This is a genomic window from Brevibacterium sp. p3-SID960 (assembly GCF_025144725.1).
In the GTDB taxonomy this organism is placed as follows: Bacteria; Actinomycetota; Actinomycetes; order Actinomycetales; family Brevibacteriaceae; genus Brevibacterium.
This window is the reverse complement of record NZ_JALXKS010000019.1, coordinates 17,978-38,909: the sequence shown is the minus strand read 5'-3', so window position 1 is coordinate 38,909 and position 20,932 is coordinate 17,978. Positions and strand designations below refer to the sequence as shown.

Here is a 20,932-nt window from a genome sequence, read left to right as displayed (position 1 = left end):
TTAACTGACGATGTTTCGAGGGGCGGTTTGTATCGACCGTGACCCCTGCCTCTCGCGCCGGCCCACTTTCCCAGACAGGCCCAGTATGACCACCAGCACAGCCGCCGCCCTCGCTCTCGGCCTCTATCTGGCCGGGCCGATCACCGCTTTCTGTGTGCGCACCTGGCTGCATCGCCTGCGCACCGGATCCTCCGGGTTCCGGGGCCTGACTGGGGCTCCCGGATCGGCCGAGTGGTGGGGTGGGATCCTCTTCGCCGCAGCCCTGGTGCTCGGCACCGCCGGGCCGCTTTTCGCCTTGACCGGCGTCACACCGCCGTGGGCGCTGCCCGCCGGTACACATTGGGTCGGGCTGGTCGTCACCGTCGCCGGCTTGCTCGGCGTGCTGGCTGCCCAGTCCGGCATGGGTACTTCCTGGCGGATCGGGGTCGACGCCACCGAACGCACGGAACTCGTCACCAGCGGAGCCTTCGCCTTCGTCCGCAACCCGGTCTTCACCGCGATGCTGGCCGCCCTCGCCGGAATGGTGCTGCTGGCCCCCACCCCGGTGTCCGCGGCCGCCCCGCTGGTCCTGCTCGCCGCCGTCGAGCTCCAGGTCAGACGCGTCGAAGAACCGTATCTACTCCGCACCTACGGAGACATCTACGCGCGCTACGCGGCACGCGTGGGCCGCTTCTTGCCCGGAATCGGCCGGCTGAAAAGTTCACGCCGGGACGAATCACGCGCCTAGGGAAGATCCACGTCAGTCCAAGCCCTCAGCACTGGACACACATGTCTAGACGACACCCACGTGATCGAACGCTTCCGGCTAACGGGTATGCGCCGCTTGACATGTTTTATGCCCCCTAGGGTATTTTTCCATGTACGAGACCCCGAGGCTGCCTCAGCGGCAGCACAGGAAGGAGGCACACCATGTGCCGACCAGTGCGCTGCAAAGTGTGCGAGAAGACGACGTGGGCCGGCTGCGGCCAGCACATCTCCCAGGTCAAGGCCCAGGTGCCGTCCGGGCAGTGGTGCAACGGCAAGCACACCCAGGCTGAGAAGGAGGCCGCGAGCGCCAAGAGCGGCGGCGGATTCTTCGCCCGCCTCTTCAGTAGCCGCAGGAGCTGAGCGCGACCGTATTCAGGCCAGGGAGAGGAACATCTTCTCCAGTTCGCGCACGTCGACATCGGCTCCGCCTTCAGCGATGCAGTGGTGGAGCGTGTCGGCGATGATCGCGAATCCGGCGCGGTCGACGGCTGAGGAGACAGCGGCCAGCTGGTTGATGACGTCCTGGCATTCGCTGCCCTCTTCGACCATCCGGATGACGGCCGCGAGCTGACCGTTGGCCCGCTTGAGCCGGTTGATCGCCGGCTTGAGCGTCTCAGTGTTGACCTGCATCGTGTCCTCCTCCCAACGCCACGGCGGCGCCTGTCTGAAGTCATCTTACTGGCTTCTGCAGGCGCCGCCGCTGTTGTCTGCACGGCCGCGTCTCAAGCGGTGACGGACAGGGGTGCTGCCGGTCAGGAACCGTTGCCGGTGGCGTCCGGATCGTCACCGTCTGTGTCGTCTGGATCCTGGTCGTCGGCGTCCTGGTCGCTGAGCTCACCGGAGGTGTTCCCACTGACGTAGTCGACTGCGATGGCACCGCTGGTGCTGCGGATGCTGATCGGCACGACGGTCTTGCCGTGGCCGTCGCGGATGGTGTCGATGTTGACATCGGCCGTGCCGTTGCCTGCGGTGTTGACCAGGTAGCCGTCGGCATCAGCACCAGGGACGTCGGACAGGCGCGGCACTCGCAGATCGACTGACCCGAAGCTGGTAGCCAGATCGATGCCGCTGGCCGGCACCGCCTCCGTGCTGAGCCCGATGTCGATGGCGCCGGCATCGGTGAGGGCGGTGAGCTGGTCGGTGACGGTGAGGGCTTCGCCGTTGATGGTGCCGAGATCGGCGGTGACGTTGACGATCTCGTGGCGGCCGCTGAGCTCGACGGCTCCGGTCTTCGTCTCGATCGTCAGCTCGCGGGTGGTGAGCCCCTCCGTGTCGATCGCACCGAGATCGCTGAAAGCGCGCACCTGGTCGAACTGCCCGGCGATGTAGACCGCCGAGACCTGTGAACGGGCTTCAAGCTGTATCTTCTCCGCCATCTCCTCAGGCACCTGCACGTCGACACACAGGTCGCCGGCAGGTCCGAAGGTGCGTCCGGCCACTCGGGAAACGGAGATGACGGTGCGGCCGTCGGCGTCTTCTTCGATTGTGAGGTCGGGCTGGTGCTTGGTGCCGTTGTACTCCAGGTTCACCTGTGCCGCGGTGGCTGTGGTGGTGCTGATGTCGACGACGCCGGTGGGCACGTCGACGAGCAGGCCGTCGGCACCTGGGGTGAACGATTCGCTTGTCTCGTAGTGACGGGTCTGCAGGGCCTGGGCGAACATCGTTCCGCCGAATGACAGCGGCAGCAGCACGGCCAGAGCTGCGACGATCGCGATGACGGCGCGGATCCCGGTGCGGGTACCGGAGGTCACGCGCTCGGGCCGGAAGGCGGTCTCCGGGTTCGAGCGCACCTGCTGGCTGCCGGGCTGGCCTGGCTGCTGGGAGCCTGCCGACTGGTAGGACGGCTGGGGGTTCGGCTGGCTGGGGTTCTGGTGTCGGTTCTGCGGGAATGACATGGCGGGTACCTCCTAGGCCCCGAGGAACCGCAGCACGGCAAGGACGCGGCGGTTCTCTGATGTGTCGGCCATGAGACCGAATTTCGTGAAGATCGAGCTGATGTGCTTCTCGACAGCACCAGCGCTGAGGTAGAGACTGCCGGCGATCGCGGAGTTCGACTTGCCCTCGGCCATGAGCTGGAGGACCTCGCGCTCCCGGGCGGTCAGATCGGACAGGCCGTCCTGCTTGCGGGTGCGCACGAGGATCTGGCTGACGACCTCGGGGTCGAGCACGGTGCCTCCGCCGGCGACTTCGGTGACGGCTGCGAGGAAGTCCTCGACATCGGCCACGCGGTCCTTGAGCAGGTAACCGAAGCCGCCGGAGTTGTCGGCGATGAGGTCGCGGGCGTAGCGCTCCTCGACGTACTGGGAGAGGACGATGACGCCGACCTCGGGGTTCTGCGAGCGCACGAGCACCGCGGCCCGGATGCCCTCGTCGGTGAAGGTCGGCGGCATCCGCACGTCGACGATCGCCAGATCCGGTGGCCCGTCAGGCGACTGGGCGGCGGTGTTGATCGCAGCGAGGAACTCGTTGGCGTCCCCGACGGCTGCCACGATCTCGTGTCCGGCGTCGGTCAGCAGCCTGACGAGGCCCTCCCGCAGCAGCACGGCGTCTTCGGCGATGATTATGCGCATGGCACCTCCACAACGAGAGTTGTCGGGCCACCGACCGGGCTGGTCAGGGCCCATGTGCCGCGGGCTGCGGTCACACGGTCAGCCAACCCGGCCAGCCCCGAGCCGACCACTGGGTCGACGCGTGCGCCGCCGCGGCCGTTGTCGCTGACGCTGATGTGCAGCCGGCCGTCGCGCACATAGATCCTGACGTGGGCCTCGGTGGCCAGGGAGTGCTTACTCACGTTCGTCAGTGCCTCGGCGACGACGAAGTAGGCCACGGCCTCGGCTTCGCTGCTCACCTTCGTTAGCGGCACCGAGCCGGTGACACCGGCGAGCTGAGCGGCGGAGTGGTCGAGGAGATCGACGGTGACGCGGACTGGAACGGCACAGCGGGCGGCCAGGGCCGAGACGGCGGCGTCGAGGCCGCGGTCGCTGAGCACAGCCGGGTGGATGCCGCGGGCGAGCTGGCGCAGCTCGGTGATCGCCGCCTTCGACTCGGCGTGGGCTTCGGTCAGCAGCGCCTTGGCCGCCTCGGGGTCGGTGTCCATCTTGGCCTTGGCCATCCCGAGTTTCATCGAGGTCGCCACGAGCATCGGCTGCACTCCGTCGTGGAGGTCGCGTTCGATGCGCAGCCGCTCACTCGTCGCAGCGTCGACGGCACCGGCACGGGCGCGGTCGAGGGTCTTGACCTCAGCGCGCAGCGCCTCGGTGCGGGTCGCAGGCAGCAGGGCGCGGTCGAGGGCGCGGTCCGGGTACGGGCTCAGCAGCAGGATGAGGACGGTGGAGACGAAGGCGGCCAGGGCGATGAGGCCGCTGCCGAGGCGGGAGAAGTCGCCCAGCTGTCCGGGGAGGAACTCGGGGTTGAGCGCGGCGGCCGCGAGCAGTCCGGCGAAGGTCAGGCCGACGCCTGCGAGCAGGCAGACGAAACCGCCGTAGATGATTTTGATGTAGTGGTGGGCGGTCGAGCGCCAGAAGCTGGGGGACTTGAACACCAGCCACTGGTTGTGCATGAAGCGGCTGAAGCCAGGCGCATAGGCCGATTCCGGTGTCGGGGCTGAGGCGATGCCGTCGCCGTAGACCGCCTCGGCGCGGAAGCGCTCAACCCGGTTGATCCCGCGCTGCAGCACGAACCACACGAACAGGGCGAGCAGCCCGAGCCCGAGTGCGAACAGGCCGCTGAGGCCGGCGATGAGCACGACGACCGGCAGCCACAGCCACACGACGGCGAGCACGCCGGAGACGATGACGTTGGCGATGCCGAAGAAGCCGGGGTAGCCCTTGCGCCACTTCCGCTCAGTCAGCTCAGCAGCCGACGGCTGCGGGGCCGGGGTCTCTGCCGCGCCCGGAACCGGTGCCGGAGGTGCAGGCGGAGTGCCGCCTGTGCCTGCTGCGGTGTCCGTGCCCGAGGCGGTGGCCGCCTCGGTCTCATCAGCGCGGTCGACCTGGGCGGCTGCGTCGGCCTGGTGGTTCTGGTCGTTCTCGTCGCCGGTCGGGATGACGGCGGTCGGGTCGGGGGTGGCGGGTTCCGGGGGTGTGCTCGGTGTGCCCTGCGGCAGGGGGATGGTCGGACGCTTGACGTCCTCGCGGGCCCCGTCTGGGCTGGGTGTGGTGTTCATAGCTTCACTGTATTTTCGCTGCGAGCATGCCGGACATGGAGCCAACCATCCACGTGAGGCGGGTTTTCCCTACTCGGTCTCCCCCACCTCGGGAACGGCCGGCCGGTCATGTCACATGCCGCCGGGACTGATGACCCGGCCGACGAGCGCGCCGGGCTGGGCGCGGGCGTGGTTGGGGTATTTGACGGCGTCGTGGTGGGTGACGACGAGGGTGGAGTAGATGACGACGATGAGGGTGGAGACGAGCAGCTGGACCATCGACCCGCCGTCGAGGCTGTTGGGCAGCAGCAGGTTGAAGGCGGCCAGGCCGTAGAAGACGACGTTGCCGACGATGTGCAGGGCGATCGCGGCCTCCAGCCCGCCGGTCGCCCAGGTGACGAACCCGGCCCCGAGGGCGAAGATCGCGATGTCGACCTGGCTGACAAGCCCGTAGTTCTGCCCGAGGATGAGCAGCGGCAGCGGCAGCAGGATCGGCCATACCGGATGTGCCAGCCACGAGCCGATCATCTGCCCGAGGATGCCGCGGAAGACGAACTCCTCGCCGGCGGCCTGCATCGGCACGAGCAGCAGGGTGATGACGATGAGGATGAAGCCGTTGTGATCCGGCCACCGGAAGTGATCGTGGGCGACCGGGTCGAAGATCATGAGCAGGGAGGTGATCGGCACCGTGATGAGCACGGCGAGCATGGTGCTGCGCCCGAACAGCCGCCACCGGAACCGGCCCTCGACTGAGTACAGGGTGCCCAGCGGCCGGCCGGAGACGTTCATCGCCAGCAGGCAGGCGGGAATGAGGGCGATGGTGACGAGCACGGTGAAGAACAGCGTGACCGGGCTGGCGATGAGCGGGACGCCCTCCCGGCGGATCGGGTCGAAAAGGTTCGGGGCGAAGTGGTCTGAGAGCAGCATCACCGGGGTGATGATGAGGCTGGAGAATAGCAGGAAGTACACCATCGTCAGCACCCCGACGAGCAGCGGACGCCACCAGCGGATGTGCGGATAGGTCTCGGCCATCCGGAAGTAGCGGAACACCGGCGCTTTGGCAGGATCGTAGTAGGGAGGCTGATGGATCTTGCGCATGCGGCCCGTCGCCTCTCCCTCCTGGCAGATGGTCACTCGGCACAGACACGGACAGCCGGCACCGAGGCGTGGCACGGCGAGTTCTCGGGTCGGGCTCGTAGAGTTCCTCATATGAATAGTAGCCGTTCTGCGCACTCGCCCCGCCACCCGGTGGCCACCGGCCCCCGCCCTGCTGTCCGGGCGCCCCAGCCGCTGCGCTCGCAGACGCGCACGATGGTGCTGTTCTGGCTGGCGGCAGTCTCCGGGGTCATCATGTGCGCGGCCTACCACTGGCTGCAGCTGAATTCCGGTGCCGCGCTCGGCCGGGCGATCCAGCCGGGCATCCCGAGCGTGCACCTCATCGTCGACGTCACCCTCGGCACGCTCGCTCTTGCGATGCTGCCGGCGGCCATCCAGCACGACCCGATGGAGCGTGAGGACTCCTATGTCGGCCCGCCCTCAGCACTCGTGGCCGGGCTGGTGATCCTGTGTGTGTGGATGGTCTCAGTGCTCGCCGCCCCAGCCGGTGCGGTGGTGCTCATCTCGATCGCCGCGCGCTTATCAGCGAACTGGACGATCCCGGCCTTCTGCGCCTCACTGCTGTCGATCATCGTCTTCCAGCTCGCCCTCGCCCAGGCCGATGCCTCCCCGCACTTCGCCCTCGGTGCCGTGCTGCTGACGGTGACCCTCATCGCGATGGGCAGCATCCGCGGTGTCGTGCTGCGCCGCCAGGAGCGCGCCGACCTGCAGCGCCAGTCATGATCGCCTCGGCGCGACTCGGCGGTCCGGCATGCCTCCAGTCCGTCCGACTCGAAAGTTAGATAAGCTATTCATGGTCAGTGGGCATCTGACCATGAATAGCTTTTCCAGCTTTATGACTTATGGCCTGCCGGAAAGTCAGCCGGTGGGTTTGTCCGGCAGCCCGCTGGCGTGCGAGCCGCCTGCCGATTCCTCGGCCTCGGCCTCCTCACCCTCGTCGTCCTCATCGCCGTTCTTCGTCCAGCCGAGGATGAAGGCCAGGACGAACACGGCGATGCCGCCGAGGGTGACGACGATCGCGTAGGGCCAGGTGAACCCGGCGATGATGAGCAGCGGGGCGGCGATCGTCATGCCGATCTCGAACGGCGAGTAGCCGACGTAGGCGACGCCGAACTCCTCGAGCGTCTTCGACTTCATCTTCGGGTCGACGATCTTGAGCAGCGCGATCGCGGTGGCGACCGAGGCGGTCGACCAGCCCCAGCCGAAGATGCCGCGCTCGATCCACTGCTCACCGAACATCGCCGGGCTGACGAAGCGGAAGATGATGAAGCAGTACACGAATCCGAAGACCATGAGGATGATGAGCGGGATCGCGTAGTCGGCGACGATCGCCGGGACGATCGAGGCGACACCGAAGGCGACGAGGAAGTCGGTTGCCGAACCGGAGACGGCTGAGACGGTGTCCTGGTCGACGTACTTCTTGCCGTTGGTGATCTCCAGGATCCCGCGGCCGGCCATGCCGACGACGAAGGCGAGCGCGAACAGCGGGATGCTCACCTCGGGGAACAGCGCAGCCACGCCCTGCTGCAGGCCGTAGGCGCCGATGGTCGTCATGCCGACGACGGCGACGTGCAGAGCGAGCGGTTCGAGTGAGGACGGCGAGGAGGTCGCGTGTCCGATGGCCGGGCGCTGGCCGATGATCGAGATGAGGCCGGTGCGCAGCTCCTCGGGCAGTTCAGAGGTGTCGCCGATCTGCGCGGTCCGACCGGTCTTGGCACCCCACTTGGCCATGATGATGCCGCCGATGATCGCCACGAGTGTGCCGATCGTCGCCGAGGTGAAGCCGAGCGTCATCGCTGCTTCCTGGCCGCTGTCCTCCAGGCTGCCGCCGATCGCGGCAGCGGTGCCGAAGCCTCCGACCCAGCCGACAGGCAGCATGAGGCCGAACCAGTCGGGAGTGTCGAAGAGGAAGGACAGGACGATGAGCCCGAAGAGCACTGCAGCACCCCACTGCAGGACGTACATCCCCGTGGAGAAGGACCACATGGCCCGAGCGCCTTTGAGCACGCGGCCGGAGAACTCCATGCTGTAGGGCATCGCACCGAAGACCACTGCGATGAGGATCGTCGAATAGGTGCCGAGCTGGTCGCTGAAGGGCAGCCAGCCGAGCACGGCAGGGCCGAAGATGAGGCCGAGGATGCCGGCGGTGATCGATGACGGGATGAGGAGGCTCTGCACCGGACGGGTGTAGGCGCGGATGAGCTTGCCGATGAGCAGCAGCGCTGAGATGAGGCCGATGTCCACAAGCAGGGTGTAGGGGGTGTACTCCATCAGGGTCCTCCTGGTCGTGTGCGTCGCCGCCGGCGCGATACGCTCTCGGCCCGGGTGCCGGGAACCCCGGCCCACCACGATCCAGCCCACCAGGAGAGCTGAGTATTCCCTGTGAACACCCTATCGTGCGGGCCTGCCAATAGATAGCCCTTCCGGGTCTCGGTCGCCTCTGTCATGGGCGCAAGTGCCCTTGTGCGCATGCGGACTGCCCGCGTACGCGTCAGGCACCGGCCGACCGTGTGGTCGACCGGCGCCTGTGCTGCGGGCTGTCACGTCCCCGCGGGGACGTCTCCGCGTCAGGTGGTGCGGATCATTTCGGTGCCATGCGGATGGCGCCGTCGAGGCGGATGGTCTCGCCGTTGAGCATCGGATTGGCCACGATCGACTCGACGAGCTGGGCGTACTCGGCCGGCTGGCCGAGGCGGGCTGGGTGCGGGATCGAGGCGGCCAGCGAGTCCTGGGCGGCCTGCGGCAGACCGGCCATCATCGGGGTCATGAAGATGCCCGGGGCGATCGTGACGACGCGGATGAGCGAGCTGGCCAGCTCACGGGCCATCGGCAGGGTCACGGCGTGCACGCCGCCCTTGGAGGCGGAGTAGGCGATCTGGCCGATCTGGCCGTCGAAGGCCGCGACCGAGGCGGTGTTGATGATGACACCGCGCTCCTCACCGTCGGCCTCCTGCTGCTGCATGGCGGCAGCGGCGAGCCGGCAGACGTTGACGGTGCCGACGAGGTTGATGTTGATGACCTTGGCGAAGTCGTCGAGGCCCAGCGGGCCGCGCTTGCTCACGAGCTTGCCGGGGGTGGCGACGCCGGCGCAGTTGACGACGACCCGCAGGTTGCCCAGCGAGGTGGCCAGGTCGACGGCCTTCTGGACGTCGTCTTCGCTGGTGACGTCGGCTGCGACGAAGTGGGCCTTGTCGCCGAGCTCGGCGGCGGCGGCTTCACCGGCTTCGGCGTTGAGGTCGAGCAGGACGACGGTGGCACCAGCATTCAGCAGGCGTTCGGCGGTCGCACGGCCGAGACCGGAGACACCTCCGGTGACGAGGGCGACGGCGTTGTTGAGTTCCATTGCGGTGTGATTCCTTTCACTCACGGGGCACGCTGAGCACTATACCGACCGTCTGCCAGAGCCCTGTGCGGCGGTCCCGGCCAGGCCCCGAACCGGTCCCGGCCCAGTCCCAGCGATGATCCTTACCGCGCCCGAGGCGGTGGTGATCAGAAGGTCAGCAGGTCGCGGTCTTCGAGGTGGCCGAGTTCGTTTCCGGTGAGCATGACCGCCCGGTCGGCGGCGAAGCGCACCCGGGTGATCCCGGCATGGGCGGGCCGGAAGAGGAAGTCGGCCTCCAGCCCGTACTCCTCGGCGAGGAAGGCGTTGATGACCCCGCCGTGGCAGGCGATGGCGATTGCCTGCGGGTGCGGGACCGGTTCACCATTCTGCTCAGCCGCCGCGCGGGCCTGTGCCGCAGTGCCCGGTTCGGGCAGATGCTGGCGGGCCAGCTCCCAGATCGCGGTGTGCACGCGGGTGCGGAAGGCCTGCGAGCCCTCGCCCAGCGGCAGGGCATCCCACTTGCGGGTGCGCACCATCGTCTCCGCCGCCTCGGCCGCGGCCTGGGCTCCGACGGCCTGTTCGAAGCTGAGGTGGGCGGGCACCTGCTGGAAGATCCCCACCTCGGCCAGCCGCTCATCGACCCCGACGCCGAGGCGGTGGCGGGCGGCGATCGCGGCGGCCGTGTCATGGGCGCGGGCGAGCTGAGAGGCGTAGACCGCGGTGATCGGGTGGGCGGCCAGGGCGTCGGCGGCGGCCTCGGCCTGGGCGCGGCCGGTATCGGACAGCGGCGGGTCGTAGGAGGCGGCCTCCGGGGCGTCGGGGCCGGGCCGGGTCTGCTGGCCGTGGCGGATGAGGAATACATCGAGGCAGTCGGTGCCGCGGGTCAGCAGGGCGGCGCCGAGGGTGCGGCCGAGGAAGCTGCTCATCGGCTGCCGGTGATGAGGTCGAGTCCGGCGAGGGCGAGCTCCTCAACACCCTGCCCGGCCTGTTCGGGGTCGAATCCGGTGTCGCCCATCTGGCCTTTGAGGATGCGGGTGTAGACGCCTTCGGAGATGCAGGCGAGCTTCCACAGTGCGAAGCCGGCGTAGTAGTCGACGTGGGCGGCCTCCCGGGCGGCGGATTCCTCGTAGCGGGCGATGAGCTCGGACTTCTCCGGGAAGCCCTCGGCGACACTCGGCACCCAGATGTGGGTGAGCTTCGGATCCGAGTACAGCATCGCCACCAGGTAGCCGAGGTCGGTGACGACCTCGCCGATGGCTGACAGCTCCCAGTCGACTATCGCGGCGATCTCGCCGGCAGGGGTGAAGATCGCGTTGTTGGGTTTGAAGTCGCCGTGGACGAGGCCGACGGCGGCCTGGGAGTCATCGGGCATGCGGGCGACGAGTTCGGCGTGGACCTCGCGGATGGCCGGCAGGTCGCGAGTGGTGATCGCCTCGTACTGGCCCAGCCAGCGGCGCAGCTGGCGTTCGACGAAGCCGCCGGGCCGGCGCAAGTCGCCCAAGCCGACGGCATCGATGTCGACGCGGTGGATGGCGGCGAGTGAGTCGACGAGGTTGAAGGCGGTCTGCCGGCGCTGGTCAGCAGGGATGCGACCGAGGTCGTCGGGGGTGTTGAGGGGGAAGCCGGCGCAGTGGTCCATGAAGACGAAGGGGACTTCGAGGACGTTCTCATCGTCGACGATGTCCAAGACGTTGACGACCGGCACGTCGGTGTCCTTCAGCGCCGCCATGATGCGGCCTTCGCGGGCGACGTTGTGGGCGCTGCCGCCGGTGTGGCCCAGCGGCGGACGGCGCAGCACCCAGCGGGGCTCACCGTCATGCCGGACCGTGTAGGTGAGGTTCGACCGGCCGACCGACATGACCTCATAGCTGAGCCTGCCGGGGTCGGCACCGTGGTGTTCGGCGATCCATGCACCGACCCGCTCGGCGTCGATGCCTGCCGGGACTGAGCTGTGCTCCGGCTGCTGCTCCTTGTCGACCACCCTAAACCTCCTTGTGAACAAACGTTCGTCTACATTCAAAATATGGAGGCCGGGCGGCCGCTGTCAAGAGGACCACCCGCACGCAGGCACCCGCCGGCGACCGGCACCTCGGGCACGGCGGCCGGCCACCGCCTCGGGCACGGATGAAGAAATTGAGCGATTGCTCGATAGAATGCCCGCTAGACTGAAAGCGGGCCACGACGAGGTGCGCCGCCCCGGCTGCCGCCTGCGCCGCCTGGCCCCCGCGAATCGAGACACGTCAGGAGCCAGCATGCGATCGTCCAACGGCAGGTCCGTCATCCTCACCGCCGCCCGCAACACCTTTGCCAAGAAGGGCTTCGACGGCGCCTCGATCCGCGACATCGCCCAAGAGGCGGACCTGAGCCTGTCGGCACTGTACTACTACTTCCCCTCGAAGCAGGATGCCCTCTTCGAGCTCATCCGCTCGGCGTTTGCCGGCTACATCGAAACCGCCACCCGCGTCATCGCCGACGCCGGGGACGACCCGATCGACCAGACCGCAGCTGTCGTCCGGCTGCTCGTGCGCTACCGGGCGCACAACCAGCTCATCTCCCGGGTCGTCGTCCGCGATACCGAACGCCTGGATGCGGAGAAGTTCGAGGTCATCCACGAACAGCAGCGCGCCTCCCGTGCAGTGCTCAACGACCGGATCGCAGCCGGCCAGGCAGCCGGGGTATTCGATGTCGAAGACGCTGAGCTGGCCGGCCGGGCGGTGCTCTCGATCTGCAATTCGATCGCACTGTGGTACCGCGCGGACGGGCCGATCAGCGTGGCCGAACTGGAGCGGACGTATCTGCAGTACTGCCTGCGGCTGCTCGGCCACTCCCCCGATGACACCGAGCTCGACAGACTGATGGAACATCCCCTGGCTGTGGCCGAGGAGCTCGACTTCATCGCTCCGCCCGACGACTGAACCGGTCACCCCCAGGCATGCGGAGTGCCGGTCCGGACGGACGCCCGGGCCGCTTTCCCTGCGTTAGGACATTCAGGCTGACCTGAGTGAAACGCATCTGCTGGCAGGTAGATAATGGGTACATGTCCCGTATCACATGCCCCATTCTGGCCCAGCGGGTGACAAGCGCTGACGAGGCCGCGACCCACATCAGCAACGGCGACAACGTCGCCATGAGCGGCTTCACCGGCTCCGGTTACCCCAAAGCCGTCCCCGGTGCACTCGCCGAGCAGATCGAGAAGGCGCACGCCGCCGGCGACGAGTTCAGCATCGGGCTGCTCACCGGCGCCTCGACCGCACATGAGCTCGACGGAGTGCTCGCCAAGTCCAAGGGCGTGCACCTGCGGGCACCGTTCAACACGGACCCGGACATGCGCGCAGGCATCAATTCCGGAGAGGTCGAATACGTCGACACCCACCTGAGCCACCTGGCCCAGCAGGTGTGGTTCGGCTTCTACGGCAACCTCGATGTCGCCGTTGTCGAGGTCGCGGCGGCGCTGCCCAACGGGCTGCTCGTGCCGTCCTCTTCGGTCGGCAATGACAAAACCTGGCTCGACCTGGCCGACAAGGTCATCATCGAAGTCAACTCCTGGCACCCGCGGGCCTTCGAAGGCTTCCACGACGTCTACTACGGCACCAAGCTGCCCCCGCACCGCAACCCGATCCAGATCCTGGAGCCCACCCAGCGCATCGGCGATCCGTACCTGCGCGTCGACCCGGACAAGGTCGTCGCCGTCGTCGAGACCGATGCTCCGGACCGCGACAACACCTTCGCCCCGGTCGATGCGAAGTCCGAGGCGATGGCCGAGTACCTCATCGACTTCCTGCGCCATGAGGTCAAGGCTGGGCGGATGCCGAAGAATCTGCTGCCGCTCCAGTCCGGTGTCGGCAATGTCGCCAATGCCGTGCTCGAAGGCCTGGCCGACTCCGAGTTCGAGCATCTGCACTCCTACACCGAGGTGATGCAGGACAACCTGCTCAAGCTCATCGACACCGGGAAGATGGATTCGGTTTCGGCGACCGCGTTCAGCCTCTCGCGCGAGGTGGCTGAGAAGTTCAACGCCAACGCTGAGTCGTACAAGGGCAAGGTCCTGCTGCGCACCCAGGAGATGTCGAACCATCCGGAGATCATCCGCCGGCTCGGGGTCATCGCGATCAACGGGATGGTCGAGGCCGACATCTACGGCAACGTCAACTCCACCCATGTGCTCGGCGCGAAGATGATCAACGGCATCGGCGGCTCCGGCGACTTCGCCCGCAACGCCTTCCTCAACTTCTTCGTCTCACCCTCGACTGCCAAGGACGGGGCGATCTCGTCGATTGTGCCGATGGTCTCGCATGTCGATCACACCGAGCACGACGTCCACGTCGTCATCACCGAGAACGGCATCGCCGATCTGCGCGGGACCGCCCCGCGCCGGCGCGCGAAGAGGATCATCGACAACTGCGCCCACCCGGACTACCGCGAGCGCCTGCACGACTACTTCGACCGGGCCTGGGCCGCCTCCGATGGCGCACGCCATACGCCGCATCTGCTCGATGAGGCGCTGAGCTGGCATCGCAATCTGCGCGACACCGGCCGCATGTGAGGCGGGAGCCGCATCGGAACCTGTCAGCAGCGCCTCGTGACCTGTCAGCAGCGCATCGGAACCTGTCAGCAGCGCCTCGGGGCCTGTCAGCAGCGCCTCGGGGCGGTGAGCAGCGCCAAAGAACCGGTGAGCAGCACTTCGAGCGCGGTGAGCGTCACCTCGGGAGCGGTTGTGCCAGTCTTGACACACAGCCGGACAGCGGCGCGGGTTCGGGTCGCGGCTCGGATACGATCGAAGCGACAGTGAGCCATGAGGCTCATCCCCGCCGATTTCACAGGGAGGGACCATGAGTGAGCACGATCAGCCGATGCGCGGCGGGCGTCGCCCGCCGCCGCCGATCGTCGGCGCGCAGGTGCCCTCCAGCGGGGTCAGCACTCCGCCGCACCCTGGTTTCAGCGCGGCGACCCCGCCGTACCATGGGGGCCGAGTCCCCAGCGCACCCACAGGAGGATCATCCATGACCGACATCCCGTCACAGCCCAGCGGCTCACCGCAGCCGTACGGCCAGCCCGCTGGCAGCCAGCCCGGCAACTCCCATTCCGCCCAGCCCGGTTACGACTCCCAGCCCGGTGCACAACCGCAAGCCGATGCACAGCTGCAGTCCGGTTACGGCTCCCAGCCCGGTGCACAGCCGCAGCCCGGTTACGGTTCCCAGCCCGGTGGTCCGGTCGCCCAGCAGCCCGGCCAGGGCCCCAGCTCCGCCTACGGTGCCCAGTCCTACGGCAGCCCGCAGGCCGGCGCCGGCTACGGCGGCACACCGCAGAAGTCCTACATGCTCACATGGGTCTTCGCCCAGTTCCTCGGCGGCTGGGGCATCGACCACTTCTACCTCGGCAGGATCGGCACCGGCGTGGCCAAGCTGCTGACCGGCGGTGGCCTGGGCATCTGGGCAATCATCGACGTCTTCCTCACGATCTTCGGCAAGCGCACCGACTCCGAGGGCAGGCCGCTCGAAGGCTACGAAGAACACCGGAAGCTCACGATGATCATCTCGTTCATCCTCATCGCCATCGGCGTGCTGTCGACGATCGTCTGGATCATCATCGCCATCGCTGCGGCAGCATCAGCGCCGGTCGTGTACAACAGCTGATCACCCGGCTGCGGTGAGCCTCCTCACCGCAGCCGGCGGTTAGCACTGCGGTGAGGCACGGGCGCTGCGCTCGCCCCTCACCGCAGTGCGCTTCTGTCCCTGCCCGCCGGCAGGTACGGCGATTAGAATGGCCGGCATGAGCATTCCAAGCTGCAGCATCACTGAGATCCCCGAGGGCGCCAACATCCTCGATGTCCGCGAGGACGATGAGTTCGCCGCCGGCCACATCGACGGCGCCCAGCACATCAGACTCTCCGACCTGCCTGTGCGCTACGGCGAGGTGCCGATGGATGAGGACGTCTACGTCATCTGCCGCTCCGGCGGGCGCTCGCGCACCGCAACCGAGTGGCTGAACAAGAACGGCTTCGATGCCATCAGCGTCAACGGCGGCATGGGTGCCTGGCACCTCGACAACGACCGTCCGATCGTCGGTGATACCGACGAAGAACCGCACGTCAAGTGACCCCGCAGCGGCATGCCGACTCACCACCCAACCACTGCCTCGGGCGCGGTGTTCTCACGAACTGGGACGCCGCACCCGAGGTGGTCTCGGTGTGCCGGCCGCATGGCGAGATGATTCAGCTTTCGACTACGTTTCGGCGCGGGGCTCTGAGAAAGTGTGTCTATGAATGTTCGTGCAGGAGAACCCGCAGCCGAGTCGGATCTGGTCTCAATCCCCGATCTGCTCGATGACTACCACGACATCGTCCCCGATCCGAGTGATCCCGCCCAGCGGGTGAGCTTCGGAACGTCGGGGCACCGAGGCAGTTCGAGCGCCGGGTCGTTCAACGAAGCGCACATCACCGCGATCACGGCCGCGATCGTGGAGTACCGCCGGGAGCAGGGATACACCGGCCCGCTCTACCTGGCCCGGGACACCCATGCACTGTCCGAGCCGGCACTGCTGACGACCCTGGAGGTGCTTTCGGCCGCCGAAGTGCCGACCATGATCGATGAGCGCGACGGCTACACCCCCACCCCGGTGCTCTCGCACGCGATCCTCAAGCACAACGCCTCGCGCGGCAGCACGCAGGGCCTGGCCGACGGCATCGTCATCACGCCCTCCCACAACCCGCCGTCAGACGGCGGCTTCAAATACAATCCCCCGCACGGCGGGCCAGCCGGCTCGTCGGTGACCGCCTGGATCGAGAACCGGGCGAACGAACTGCTCGAAGCCGGCTGGGAGAAGATCCCCCGGCAGGCGTTTCAGCGGGCCTTCCACCTCGATGAGACACTGAACTTCGACTTCACCTCCAGCTATGTCGACGACCTGGAGAAGGTCATCGACGTCGCTGCGATCCGCGGCTCCGGGTTGCACATCGGCGCCGACCCGATGGGCGGAGCGGCTGCCGACTACTGGCCGATCATCGCCGATCGCCTCGACCTCAACATCGACGTCGTCAACGCCGAGGTCGACCCGACATGGTCGTTCATGACGCTGGACTGGGACGGCAAGATCCGGATGGACTGCTCCTCGCCGCACGCGATGGCCTCACTCATCGACAGCCGGAACCGGTTCGACATCGCCACCGGCAATGACGCCGACGCCGACCGGCACGGCATCGTGACCCCGGATGCCGGACTCATGAACCCCAATCACTACCTCGCCGCCGCCGTCGACTACCTCTTCACCCACCGGCCGGACTGGCCGAAGCGCGCGAAGATCGGCAAGACTGCGGTGACCAGCGGTATCATCGACCGCATCGCCGCCGCCCGCGGCCGGGAACTGTATGAGGTGCCGGTGGGCTTCAAGTACTTCGTGTCCGGGTTGCTCGACGGCAACGTGGGCTTCGGCGGAGAGGAATCGGCAGGCGCCTCGTTCCTCGCCTTCGACGGCAGCGCCTGGACGACGGACAAGGACGGCATGCTGCTGTGCCTGCTGGCTGCTGAGATGACCGCAGTGACTGGCAAGACTCCTTCGCAGCTGTATGCCGGGCTGGCCGCCGAGCATGGCGAAAGCGCCTACGCCCGCATCGACGCCCCGGCCACCCGCGAGCAGAAGGCCGCGCTCAAGGAGCTCAGCCCCGCGCAGGTCAGTGCCGATACGCTCGCCGGCGAGCCGATCACGGCCAAGCTCACGGAGGCTCCAGGAGATGGCGAGGCGCTCGGCGGTCTCAAGGTGACAACCGAGAGCGCCTGGTTCGCAGCGCGCCCCTCCGGCACCGAGGACGTCTACAAGATCTACGCCGAGTCGTTCAGGGGCGCCGACCATCTCGCCGAAGTCCAGGCCGAGGCGAAGGCTGTCGTCGACGGGGTCACCGGATCACAGCCCTGAGCTCGCCTGAGGCTGGTGGTCAGACGACGATCTCGTCGACGACCGGCCCACCGCCTCGGGACCGGCGCCGCGGTGACCAATCACACCAGGGAGCCGAGTCTGCCGGGGTGCGAGTGCGGGATAGACTGTCCTAGTGTTCCGCAACTATCAGGAGATCTTCTCTCTGCCCGGAGCATTGAAGTTCTCGCTGGCGGGACTCATCGCGCGCTTCCCTATCGCCATCTTAGGCCTCGGCATCGTCCTGTTCATCCAGGGCGTGCACGGCTCGTATGCGCTCGCCGGCCTCGTCGCTGCGGCCTTCATGCTCGTGCAGGCGATCTCGAATCCGATCATCGCCCGTCTCGTCGACGCCCATGGCCAGGCCCGCGTCATGCTGCCGATCGTCGCCATTCACATCGTTGGCCTGGTGCTGCTGCTCACGGCCGTCTACCAGCGCTGGTGGATCGGCTTGGTCTTCCTCTTCGCCGGCGTCAGCGGTGCGACCATCGGCTCGCTCGGCTCGCTCGTGCGTGCCCGCTGGAACGCGATCGTCGCCGACCGCAAACAGCTCGACACCGCCTTCAGCTGGGAATCCGTGGCCGACGAGATGCTCTTCGTCACCGGCCCGATGATCGTCACCTTCCTCGCCACGATGATCTACCCGGCCGCCGGCATCGTCGCCTCAATGGTGACGACGATCGTCGGCTCGATCCTGTTCTACTCCCAGAAGACGACCGAACCGGCCCCGCAGCCGCGCAAGCGCGGAGCCGACAAGGGCAGAGTGCTCTCGAACCTCGGCATCTTCATGGTCATCGTCGCCCATGCCGTGCTCGGTGTGAACTTCGGCGCCCTCGACATCATCGCCGTCGCCTTCGCAGAGGAATCCGGACACAAGCCTATGGCCGGTGTGCTCGTGAGCGCTATGGCGCTCGGCTCTCTGCTGGCCGGCATCTTCTACGGTGTGCGCACCTGGAAGGCCCCCGTTCAGCACCGTTTGGCGACCGCACTGACATGCCTGGCCGCGCTCACCTGGCCGATGCTGCTGGCAGGCTCGATGCTGACTTTCGGGCTCACGATCTTCGCCGTCGGCCTCACCCTGGCCCCCTCGCTCATCGCTGCCGCCTCCGTCATCCAGGAGCTCGCCCCACCGCACCGGCTGACCGAGGCGCTGGCCTGGATCGGCACGGCGCTCGGCTTCGGCGTCTCGATCGGATCGGCAGTCTCCGGCGTCATCATCGACACCCTCGGCGCGCGCAACGCCCTCATCCTCCCGGCTGTCTGCGCGACCCTGGCCGCGGTCCTCGCGATCGCGTTCAACCGGCAGATGGATCCGGCCACGCGCAGCCATGCCGCGCGGCAGAACCGCACGGTCATCAACACCATCACCGACGACGATGCGGATGGAACCAGCCCTTGAGAACGCAGCTGCGGCATGCCGCCCGCACCACAGCCGGACGCTGGCGCTGAGGATTACTCAGCGGTTATAGTTGAGCAGCCATGGCGGCCAGGCTGAGAGATTGCGTGGCTGTCATGGCATTCCATCGCCCTCTCAGTGGTGCGCTGGCCTCAGGTTTCTCTTGCATCCGAGGTGGGGATGACCCAGTGTGCACTCACTGCGCGGCGGAACCTGCGATGATTACCCGACGGTAGTCCAGGATGGGCGGTAGCGTGAGGATATGCACATTCTGCTGGCCTGCGACTCCTTTAAAGGCACTCTGACGAGCACCCGCATCGCCGAACTCCTCGCCCCCGCATTGCAGGCCGCCGGCCACAGCACCTCGGCGCTGCCCCTGGCCGACGGGGGCGACGGCACCGTTGCGGCGGTCGCCGCCTGCGGATTCACCGAACACACCGCAGAGGTCACCGGACCACTGGGCACACCGGTCACTGCAGCCTGGGCCCGTCGCGGGGAAGTCGCCGTCATCGAGATGGCTCAGGCCTCCGGCATCAACCTAATCCTGCCGACCCCCGAAACCGCGCTGCAGGCGACAACGCTCGGCACCGGCGAACTCGTCCGCATTGCCCTGGACGCCGGATGCACCACGATCGTCCTCGGCGTCGGCGGCTCAGCCACCACCGACGGCGGTGCCGGCATGCTCACCGCTCTTGGGGCACGGCTGCACACAGCTGCCGGCACGCCGATCCCTCCCGGCGGCGCCGGCTTGGAGGAACTCGTGAACATCGACCTCAGCGGACTCGACCCCCGGCTCGTCGGCGCCGATCCCCCAGTGCGGCTGGAGTTGGCCTTCGACGTCGACAACCCGCTGTGCGGACCACGGGGTGCCGCCGCAGTCTACGGTCCGCAGAAAGGCGCCGGGCCCGAGGAGGTCAGGCGTCTGGACTCCGCACTCGCGCACTTGGCCGGTCTGCTCGGCTCGGCAGACGACAGCGACCGGCCCGGGGCTGGGGCCGCGGGCGGGATCGGTTTCGCGGCGATGACCGTCCTCGGCGCCGAACCGATGCCCGGGGCTGGCTACATCATGGACCTCCTCGGCTTCGACGCCGCTCTCGGACAGGCCGACGCCGTCATCACCGGCGAGGGCCGCATCGACGACCAGACGCTGTCAGGCAAAGGTCCCGGAGCGGTGCTCGCCGCAGCTGGGGCGCGGGGTCTGCTGCGCATCGTGGTGTGCGGCAGCGCCGACGTCAGCGCAGATGAACTCGCCGGCCTGGGCAGCAGCGTATCCGCCGACAGCGGCGCACACGAGTCACCGCCTCGGGTGCGGTTGTACGCCATGACCGACATCGCCACTGTGCAGACCAGTCTCACCGAGCCCGAACGGGTGATGACCGCACTCGCAGAGCGGATCGCGGCAACGCTGCCGGCGGCCGCGGACAGCGAGCGGCGTGAGGAACAGCACCGAGCATGAAGGTGAAGGGCGCCACCGCGCATGAAGATCACCGCGACCCGACCGGAACCCGCTCACATGCGGGCTGCGTGGAACCCGCTCACATGCGGGCCGCGTGGAACCCGCTCACATGCGGGCTACGTGGAACTCGCTCAGCTGCGCGGAGCCGGCCCTCCGGTGCCGTCGCCTTCAGTGCCCGGCAGACCCTGGCGCTTGCGCATGAACAGCAGCACCACCAGAGCGACAACGGCCAGGCCGCCGACGCCCAGCAGGATCATCATCGGCAGCGACACGCCGCCGGCGTCGTCGCTGGTGAGTTCGCCGCGATCGGCGGCTTCGCGGTCCGGATCGTCGACTGCCGAGCCGCCGAGACCCGCGGTCTCCTCAGCTGCAGCCGCCTCGTCGCCGGCTGCGTCGTCGCTCTGGGCTTCGCCACCGCCGGACCCGTCGTCCTTGATGGCGAAGTCGAAAGTGCCGCTGATCGGGTGGCCGTCTTCCGACACGACTCGCCAGTCGACGGTGTAGTCACCGGGCGAAAGGTCGTCGGGCAGCGCCGATTTCACCGTGCGGTTCTCGACCGTGATCTCACCGGCAGAGACGTCTGCTCCCTCATGCATCACCTTGATCTCAGCTCCGACGTCCTGGACGTTGCCGGAGAACTCCAGCTCCAGCCAGTCGGGCTGCGAGTCGAGCTCATCGCCGTGTTCCGGGCTGGAGCTGACGAGTCGGTCATGGGCGCTGACGGGGGCCGACCACAGCAGCGTGAACCCGAGGGCCACAGCTGCGGCGATCGCCAACAGGGGAGTCGAGAAGGTGCGGATAGTCAAAGGGAATCTCCAATCACGACAGAAACTGTCCTCATTGTCC

At 67.6% G+C, this 20,932-nt stretch carries 21 protein-coding genes; 10 read left to right on the top strand and 11 right to left on the bottom strand.

Annotated features, from left to right (window positions below; genetic code table 11):
- Positions 1-85: 85 nt before the first annotated feature.
- Entirely contained in the window at positions 86-727 is a 642-nt protein-coding gene (locus M3B11_RS07405; RefSeq protein WP_259876400.1) for an isoprenylcysteine carboxylmethyltransferase family protein, read from the top strand.
- 182 nt (positions 728-909) lie between these two features.
- Positions 910-1,107, top strand: a complete 198-nt coding sequence (locus tag M3B11_RS07400) for a hypothetical protein (RefSeq protein WP_170274843.1) — start codon at positions 910-912, stop codon at positions 1,105-1,107.
- Between the two features lie 12 nt (positions 1,108-1,119).
- Here M3B11_RS07400 and M3B11_RS07395 read toward each other — a convergent pair whose 3' ends face one another.
- From M3B11_RS07395 to M3B11_RS07375, 5 genes are all read right to left on the bottom strand, one after another.
- Positions 1,120-1,377, bottom strand: a complete 258-nt coding sequence (locus tag M3B11_RS07395) for a metal-sensitive transcriptional regulator (protein ID WP_165884382.1) — start codon at positions 1,375-1,377, stop codon at positions 1,120-1,122.
- A gap of 122 nt (positions 1,378-1,499) precedes the next feature.
- Entirely contained in the window at positions 1,500-2,642 is a 1,143-nt protein-coding gene (locus M3B11_RS07390) for a DUF4097 domain-containing protein (RefSeq protein ID WP_259876398.1), read from the bottom strand.
- Between the two features lie 12 nt (positions 2,643-2,654).
- Positions 2,655-3,317 carry a response regulator transcription factor gene (locus M3B11_RS07385; RefSeq protein WP_170274845.1) on the bottom strand — a complete coding sequence of 221 codons (663 nt, stop codon included), beginning with the start codon at positions 3,315-3,317 and terminating at the stop codon, positions 2,655-2,657.
- Entirely contained in the window at positions 3,308-4,912 is a 1,605-nt protein-coding gene (locus M3B11_RS07380; RefSeq protein WP_259876392.1) for a sensor histidine kinase, read from the bottom strand. Before M3B11_RS07380 ends, M3B11_RS07385 begins: the two co-directional genes overlap by 10 nt.
- A gap of 111 nt (positions 4,913-5,023) precedes the next feature.
- A complete protein-coding gene (locus tag M3B11_RS07375) occupies positions 5,024-5,989 on the bottom strand; it encodes a type II CAAX prenyl endopeptidase Rce1 family protein (RefSeq protein ID WP_259876389.1) in 966 nt (321 codons plus the stop codon).
- A 111-nt stretch (positions 5,990-6,100) separates the two neighbouring features.
- On the opposite strand from M3B11_RS07375, the gene M3B11_RS07370 reads away from it, so the two are divergent.
- Positions 6,101-6,730, top strand: a complete 630-nt coding sequence (locus M3B11_RS07370; RefSeq protein WP_259876376.1) for a hypothetical protein — start codon at positions 6,101-6,103, stop codon at positions 6,728-6,730.
- A 135-nt stretch (positions 6,731-6,865) separates the two neighbouring features.
- Here M3B11_RS07370 and M3B11_RS07365 read toward each other — a convergent pair whose 3' ends face one another.
- The 4 genes from M3B11_RS07365 to M3B11_RS07350 form a co-directional block, all read right to left on the bottom strand.
- The gene (locus tag M3B11_RS07365; protein WP_259876374.1) at positions 6,866-8,278 is read right to left on the bottom strand and encodes a sodium/glutamate symporter; all 1,413 of its coding nucleotides are present in this window, start codon (positions 8,276-8,278) and stop codon (positions 6,866-6,868) included.
- A 310-nt stretch (positions 8,279-8,588) separates the two neighbouring features.
- Positions 8,589-9,350, bottom strand: coding sequence for an SDR family NAD(P)-dependent oxidoreductase (locus M3B11_RS07360; RefSeq protein ID WP_102160812.1), 762 nt, complete (start codon positions 9,348-9,350; stop codon positions 8,589-8,591).
- 146 nt (positions 9,351-9,496) lie between these two features.
- The gene (locus M3B11_RS07355; protein WP_165884372.1) at positions 9,497-10,255 is read right to left on the bottom strand and encodes a histidine phosphatase family protein; all 759 of its coding nucleotides are present in this window, start codon (positions 10,253-10,255) and stop codon (positions 9,497-9,499) included.
- Positions 10,252-11,310 carry a phosphotransferase family protein gene (locus M3B11_RS07350; protein ID WP_165884371.1) on the bottom strand — a complete coding sequence of 353 codons (1,059 nt, stop codon included), beginning with the start codon at positions 11,308-11,310 and terminating at the stop codon, positions 10,252-10,254. The genes M3B11_RS07355 and M3B11_RS07350 overlap by 4 nt, the downstream gene beginning before the upstream one ends.
- 271 nt (positions 11,311-11,581) lie before the next feature.
- On the opposite strand from M3B11_RS07350, the gene M3B11_RS07345 reads away from it, so the two are divergent.
- Together M3B11_RS07345 and M3B11_RS07340 are read left to right on the top strand one after the other, a co-directional pair.
- The gene (locus M3B11_RS07345; protein WP_259876364.1) at positions 11,582-12,244 is read left to right on the top strand and encodes a TetR family transcriptional regulator; all 663 of its coding nucleotides are present in this window, start codon (positions 11,582-11,584) and stop codon (positions 12,242-12,244) included.
- A gap of 122 nt (positions 12,245-12,366) precedes the next feature.
- Positions 12,367-13,872 (top strand): acetyl-CoA hydrolase/transferase family protein, encoded by a 1,506-nt coding sequence (locus M3B11_RS07340; protein ID WP_259876356.1) that lies wholly within the window; start codon positions 12,367-12,369, stop codon positions 13,870-13,872.
- A gap of 300 nt (positions 13,873-14,172) precedes the next feature.
- On the opposite strand, the gene M3B11_RS07335 is transcribed toward M3B11_RS07340, so the two are convergent.
- Positions 14,173-14,331 (bottom strand): hypothetical protein, encoded by a 159-nt coding sequence (locus M3B11_RS07335; RefSeq protein ID WP_259876354.1) that lies wholly within the window; start codon positions 14,329-14,331, stop codon positions 14,173-14,175.
- Here M3B11_RS07335 and M3B11_RS07330 point away from each other — a divergent pair.
- From M3B11_RS07330 to M3B11_RS07310, 5 genes are all read left to right on the top strand, one after another.
- Positions 14,330-14,962 (top strand): TM2 domain-containing protein, encoded by a 633-nt coding sequence (locus M3B11_RS07330; protein WP_259876346.1) that lies wholly within the window; start codon positions 14,330-14,332, stop codon positions 14,960-14,962. The two genes, M3B11_RS07335 and M3B11_RS07330, sit on opposite strands and share 2 nt — an antisense overlap.
- A 136-nt stretch (positions 14,963-15,098) precedes the next feature.
- Positions 15,099-15,425 (top strand): rhodanese-like domain-containing protein, encoded by a 327-nt coding sequence (locus M3B11_RS07325; protein WP_259876344.1) that lies wholly within the window; start codon positions 15,099-15,101, stop codon positions 15,423-15,425.
- A 162-nt stretch (positions 15,426-15,587) separates the two neighbouring features.
- Positions 15,588-17,237 (top strand): phosphoglucomutase (alpha-D-glucose-1,6-bisphosphate-dependent), encoded by a 1,650-nt coding sequence (gene pgm, locus M3B11_RS07320; RefSeq protein ID WP_259876342.1) that lies wholly within the window; start codon positions 15,588-15,590, stop codon positions 17,235-17,237.
- 133 nt (positions 17,238-17,370) lie between these two features.
- Positions 17,371-18,633, top strand: coding sequence for an MFS transporter (locus M3B11_RS07315; protein ID WP_259876333.1), 1,263 nt, complete (start codon positions 17,371-17,373; stop codon positions 18,631-18,633).
- A 259-nt stretch (positions 18,634-18,892) separates the two neighbouring features.
- Positions 18,893-20,086 (top strand): glycerate kinase, encoded by a 1,194-nt coding sequence (locus M3B11_RS07310; protein ID WP_259876325.1) that lies wholly within the window; start codon positions 18,893-18,895, stop codon positions 20,084-20,086.
- A gap of 131 nt (positions 20,087-20,217) precedes the next feature.
- Here the strand turns inward: M3B11_RS07310 and M3B11_RS07305 are convergent, their stop codons facing one another.
- Positions 20,218-20,892 (bottom strand): copper resistance CopC family protein, encoded by a 675-nt coding sequence (locus M3B11_RS07305; protein ID WP_259876323.1) that lies wholly within the window; start codon positions 20,890-20,892, stop codon positions 20,218-20,220.
- Positions 20,893-20,932: the final 40 nt, after the last annotated feature.

Coding starts and splice junctions, on each gene's coding strand:
- M3B11_RS07390 (WP_259876398.1), bottom strand. CDS start 2,642: ATGTCATTCCCGCAGAACCGACACCAGAACCCCAGCCAGCCGAACCCC.
- M3B11_RS07395 (WP_165884382.1), bottom strand. CDS start 1,377: ATGCAGGTCAACACTGAGACGCTCAAGCCGGCGATCAACCGGCTCAAG.
- M3B11_RS07405 (WP_259876400.1), top strand. CDS start 86: ATGACCACCAGCACAGCCGCCGCCCTCGCTCTCGGCCTCTATCTGGCC.
- pgm (WP_259876342.1), top strand. CDS start 15,588: ATGAATGTTCGTGCAGGAGAACCCGCAGCCGAGTCGGATCTGGTCTCA.
- M3B11_RS07345 (WP_259876364.1), top strand. CDS start 11,582: ATGCGATCGTCCAACGGCAGGTCCGTCATCCTCACCGCCGCCCGCAAC.
- M3B11_RS07310 (WP_259876325.1), top strand. CDS start 18,893: ATGCACATTCTGCTGGCCTGCGACTCCTTTAAAGGCACTCTGACGAGC.
- M3B11_RS07325 (WP_259876344.1), top strand. CDS start 15,099: ATGAGCATTCCAAGCTGCAGCATCACTGAGATCCCCGAGGGCGCCAAC.
- M3B11_RS07340 (WP_259876356.1), top strand. CDS start 12,367: ATGTCCCGTATCACATGCCCCATTCTGGCCCAGCGGGTGACAAGCGCT.
- M3B11_RS07385 (WP_170274845.1), bottom strand. CDS start 3,317: ATGCGCATAATCATCGCCGAAGACGCCGTGCTGCTGCGGGAGGGCCTC.
- M3B11_RS07400 (WP_170274843.1), top strand. CDS start 910: ATGTGCCGACCAGTGCGCTGCAAAGTGTGCGAGAAGACGACGTGGGCC.
- M3B11_RS07330 (WP_259876346.1), top strand. CDS start 14,330: ATGACCGACATCCCGTCACAGCCCAGCGGCTCACCGCAGCCGTACGGC.
- M3B11_RS07380 (WP_259876392.1), bottom strand. CDS start 4,912: ATGAACACCACACCCAGCCCAGACGGGGCCCGCGAGGACGTCAAGCGT.
- M3B11_RS07365 (WP_259876374.1), bottom strand. CDS start 8,278: ATGGAGTACACCCCCTACACCCTGCTTGTGGACATCGGCCTCATCTCA.
- M3B11_RS07375 (WP_259876389.1), bottom strand. CDS start 5,989: ATGCGCAAGATCCATCAGCCTCCCTACTACGATCCTGCCAAAGCGCCG.
- M3B11_RS07370 (WP_259876376.1), top strand. CDS start 6,101: ATGAATAGTAGCCGTTCTGCGCACTCGCCCCGCCACCCGGTGGCCACC.
- M3B11_RS07355 (WP_165884372.1), bottom strand. CDS start 10,255: ATGAGCAGCTTCCTCGGCCGCACCCTCGGCGCCGCCCTGCTGACCCGC.
- M3B11_RS07360 (WP_102160812.1), bottom strand. CDS start 9,350: ATGGAACTCAACAACGCCGTCGCCCTCGTCACCGGAGGTGTCTCCGGT.
- M3B11_RS07335 (WP_259876354.1), bottom strand. CDS start 14,331: ATGGATGATCCTCCTGTGGGTGCGCTGGGGACTCGGCCCCCATGGTAC.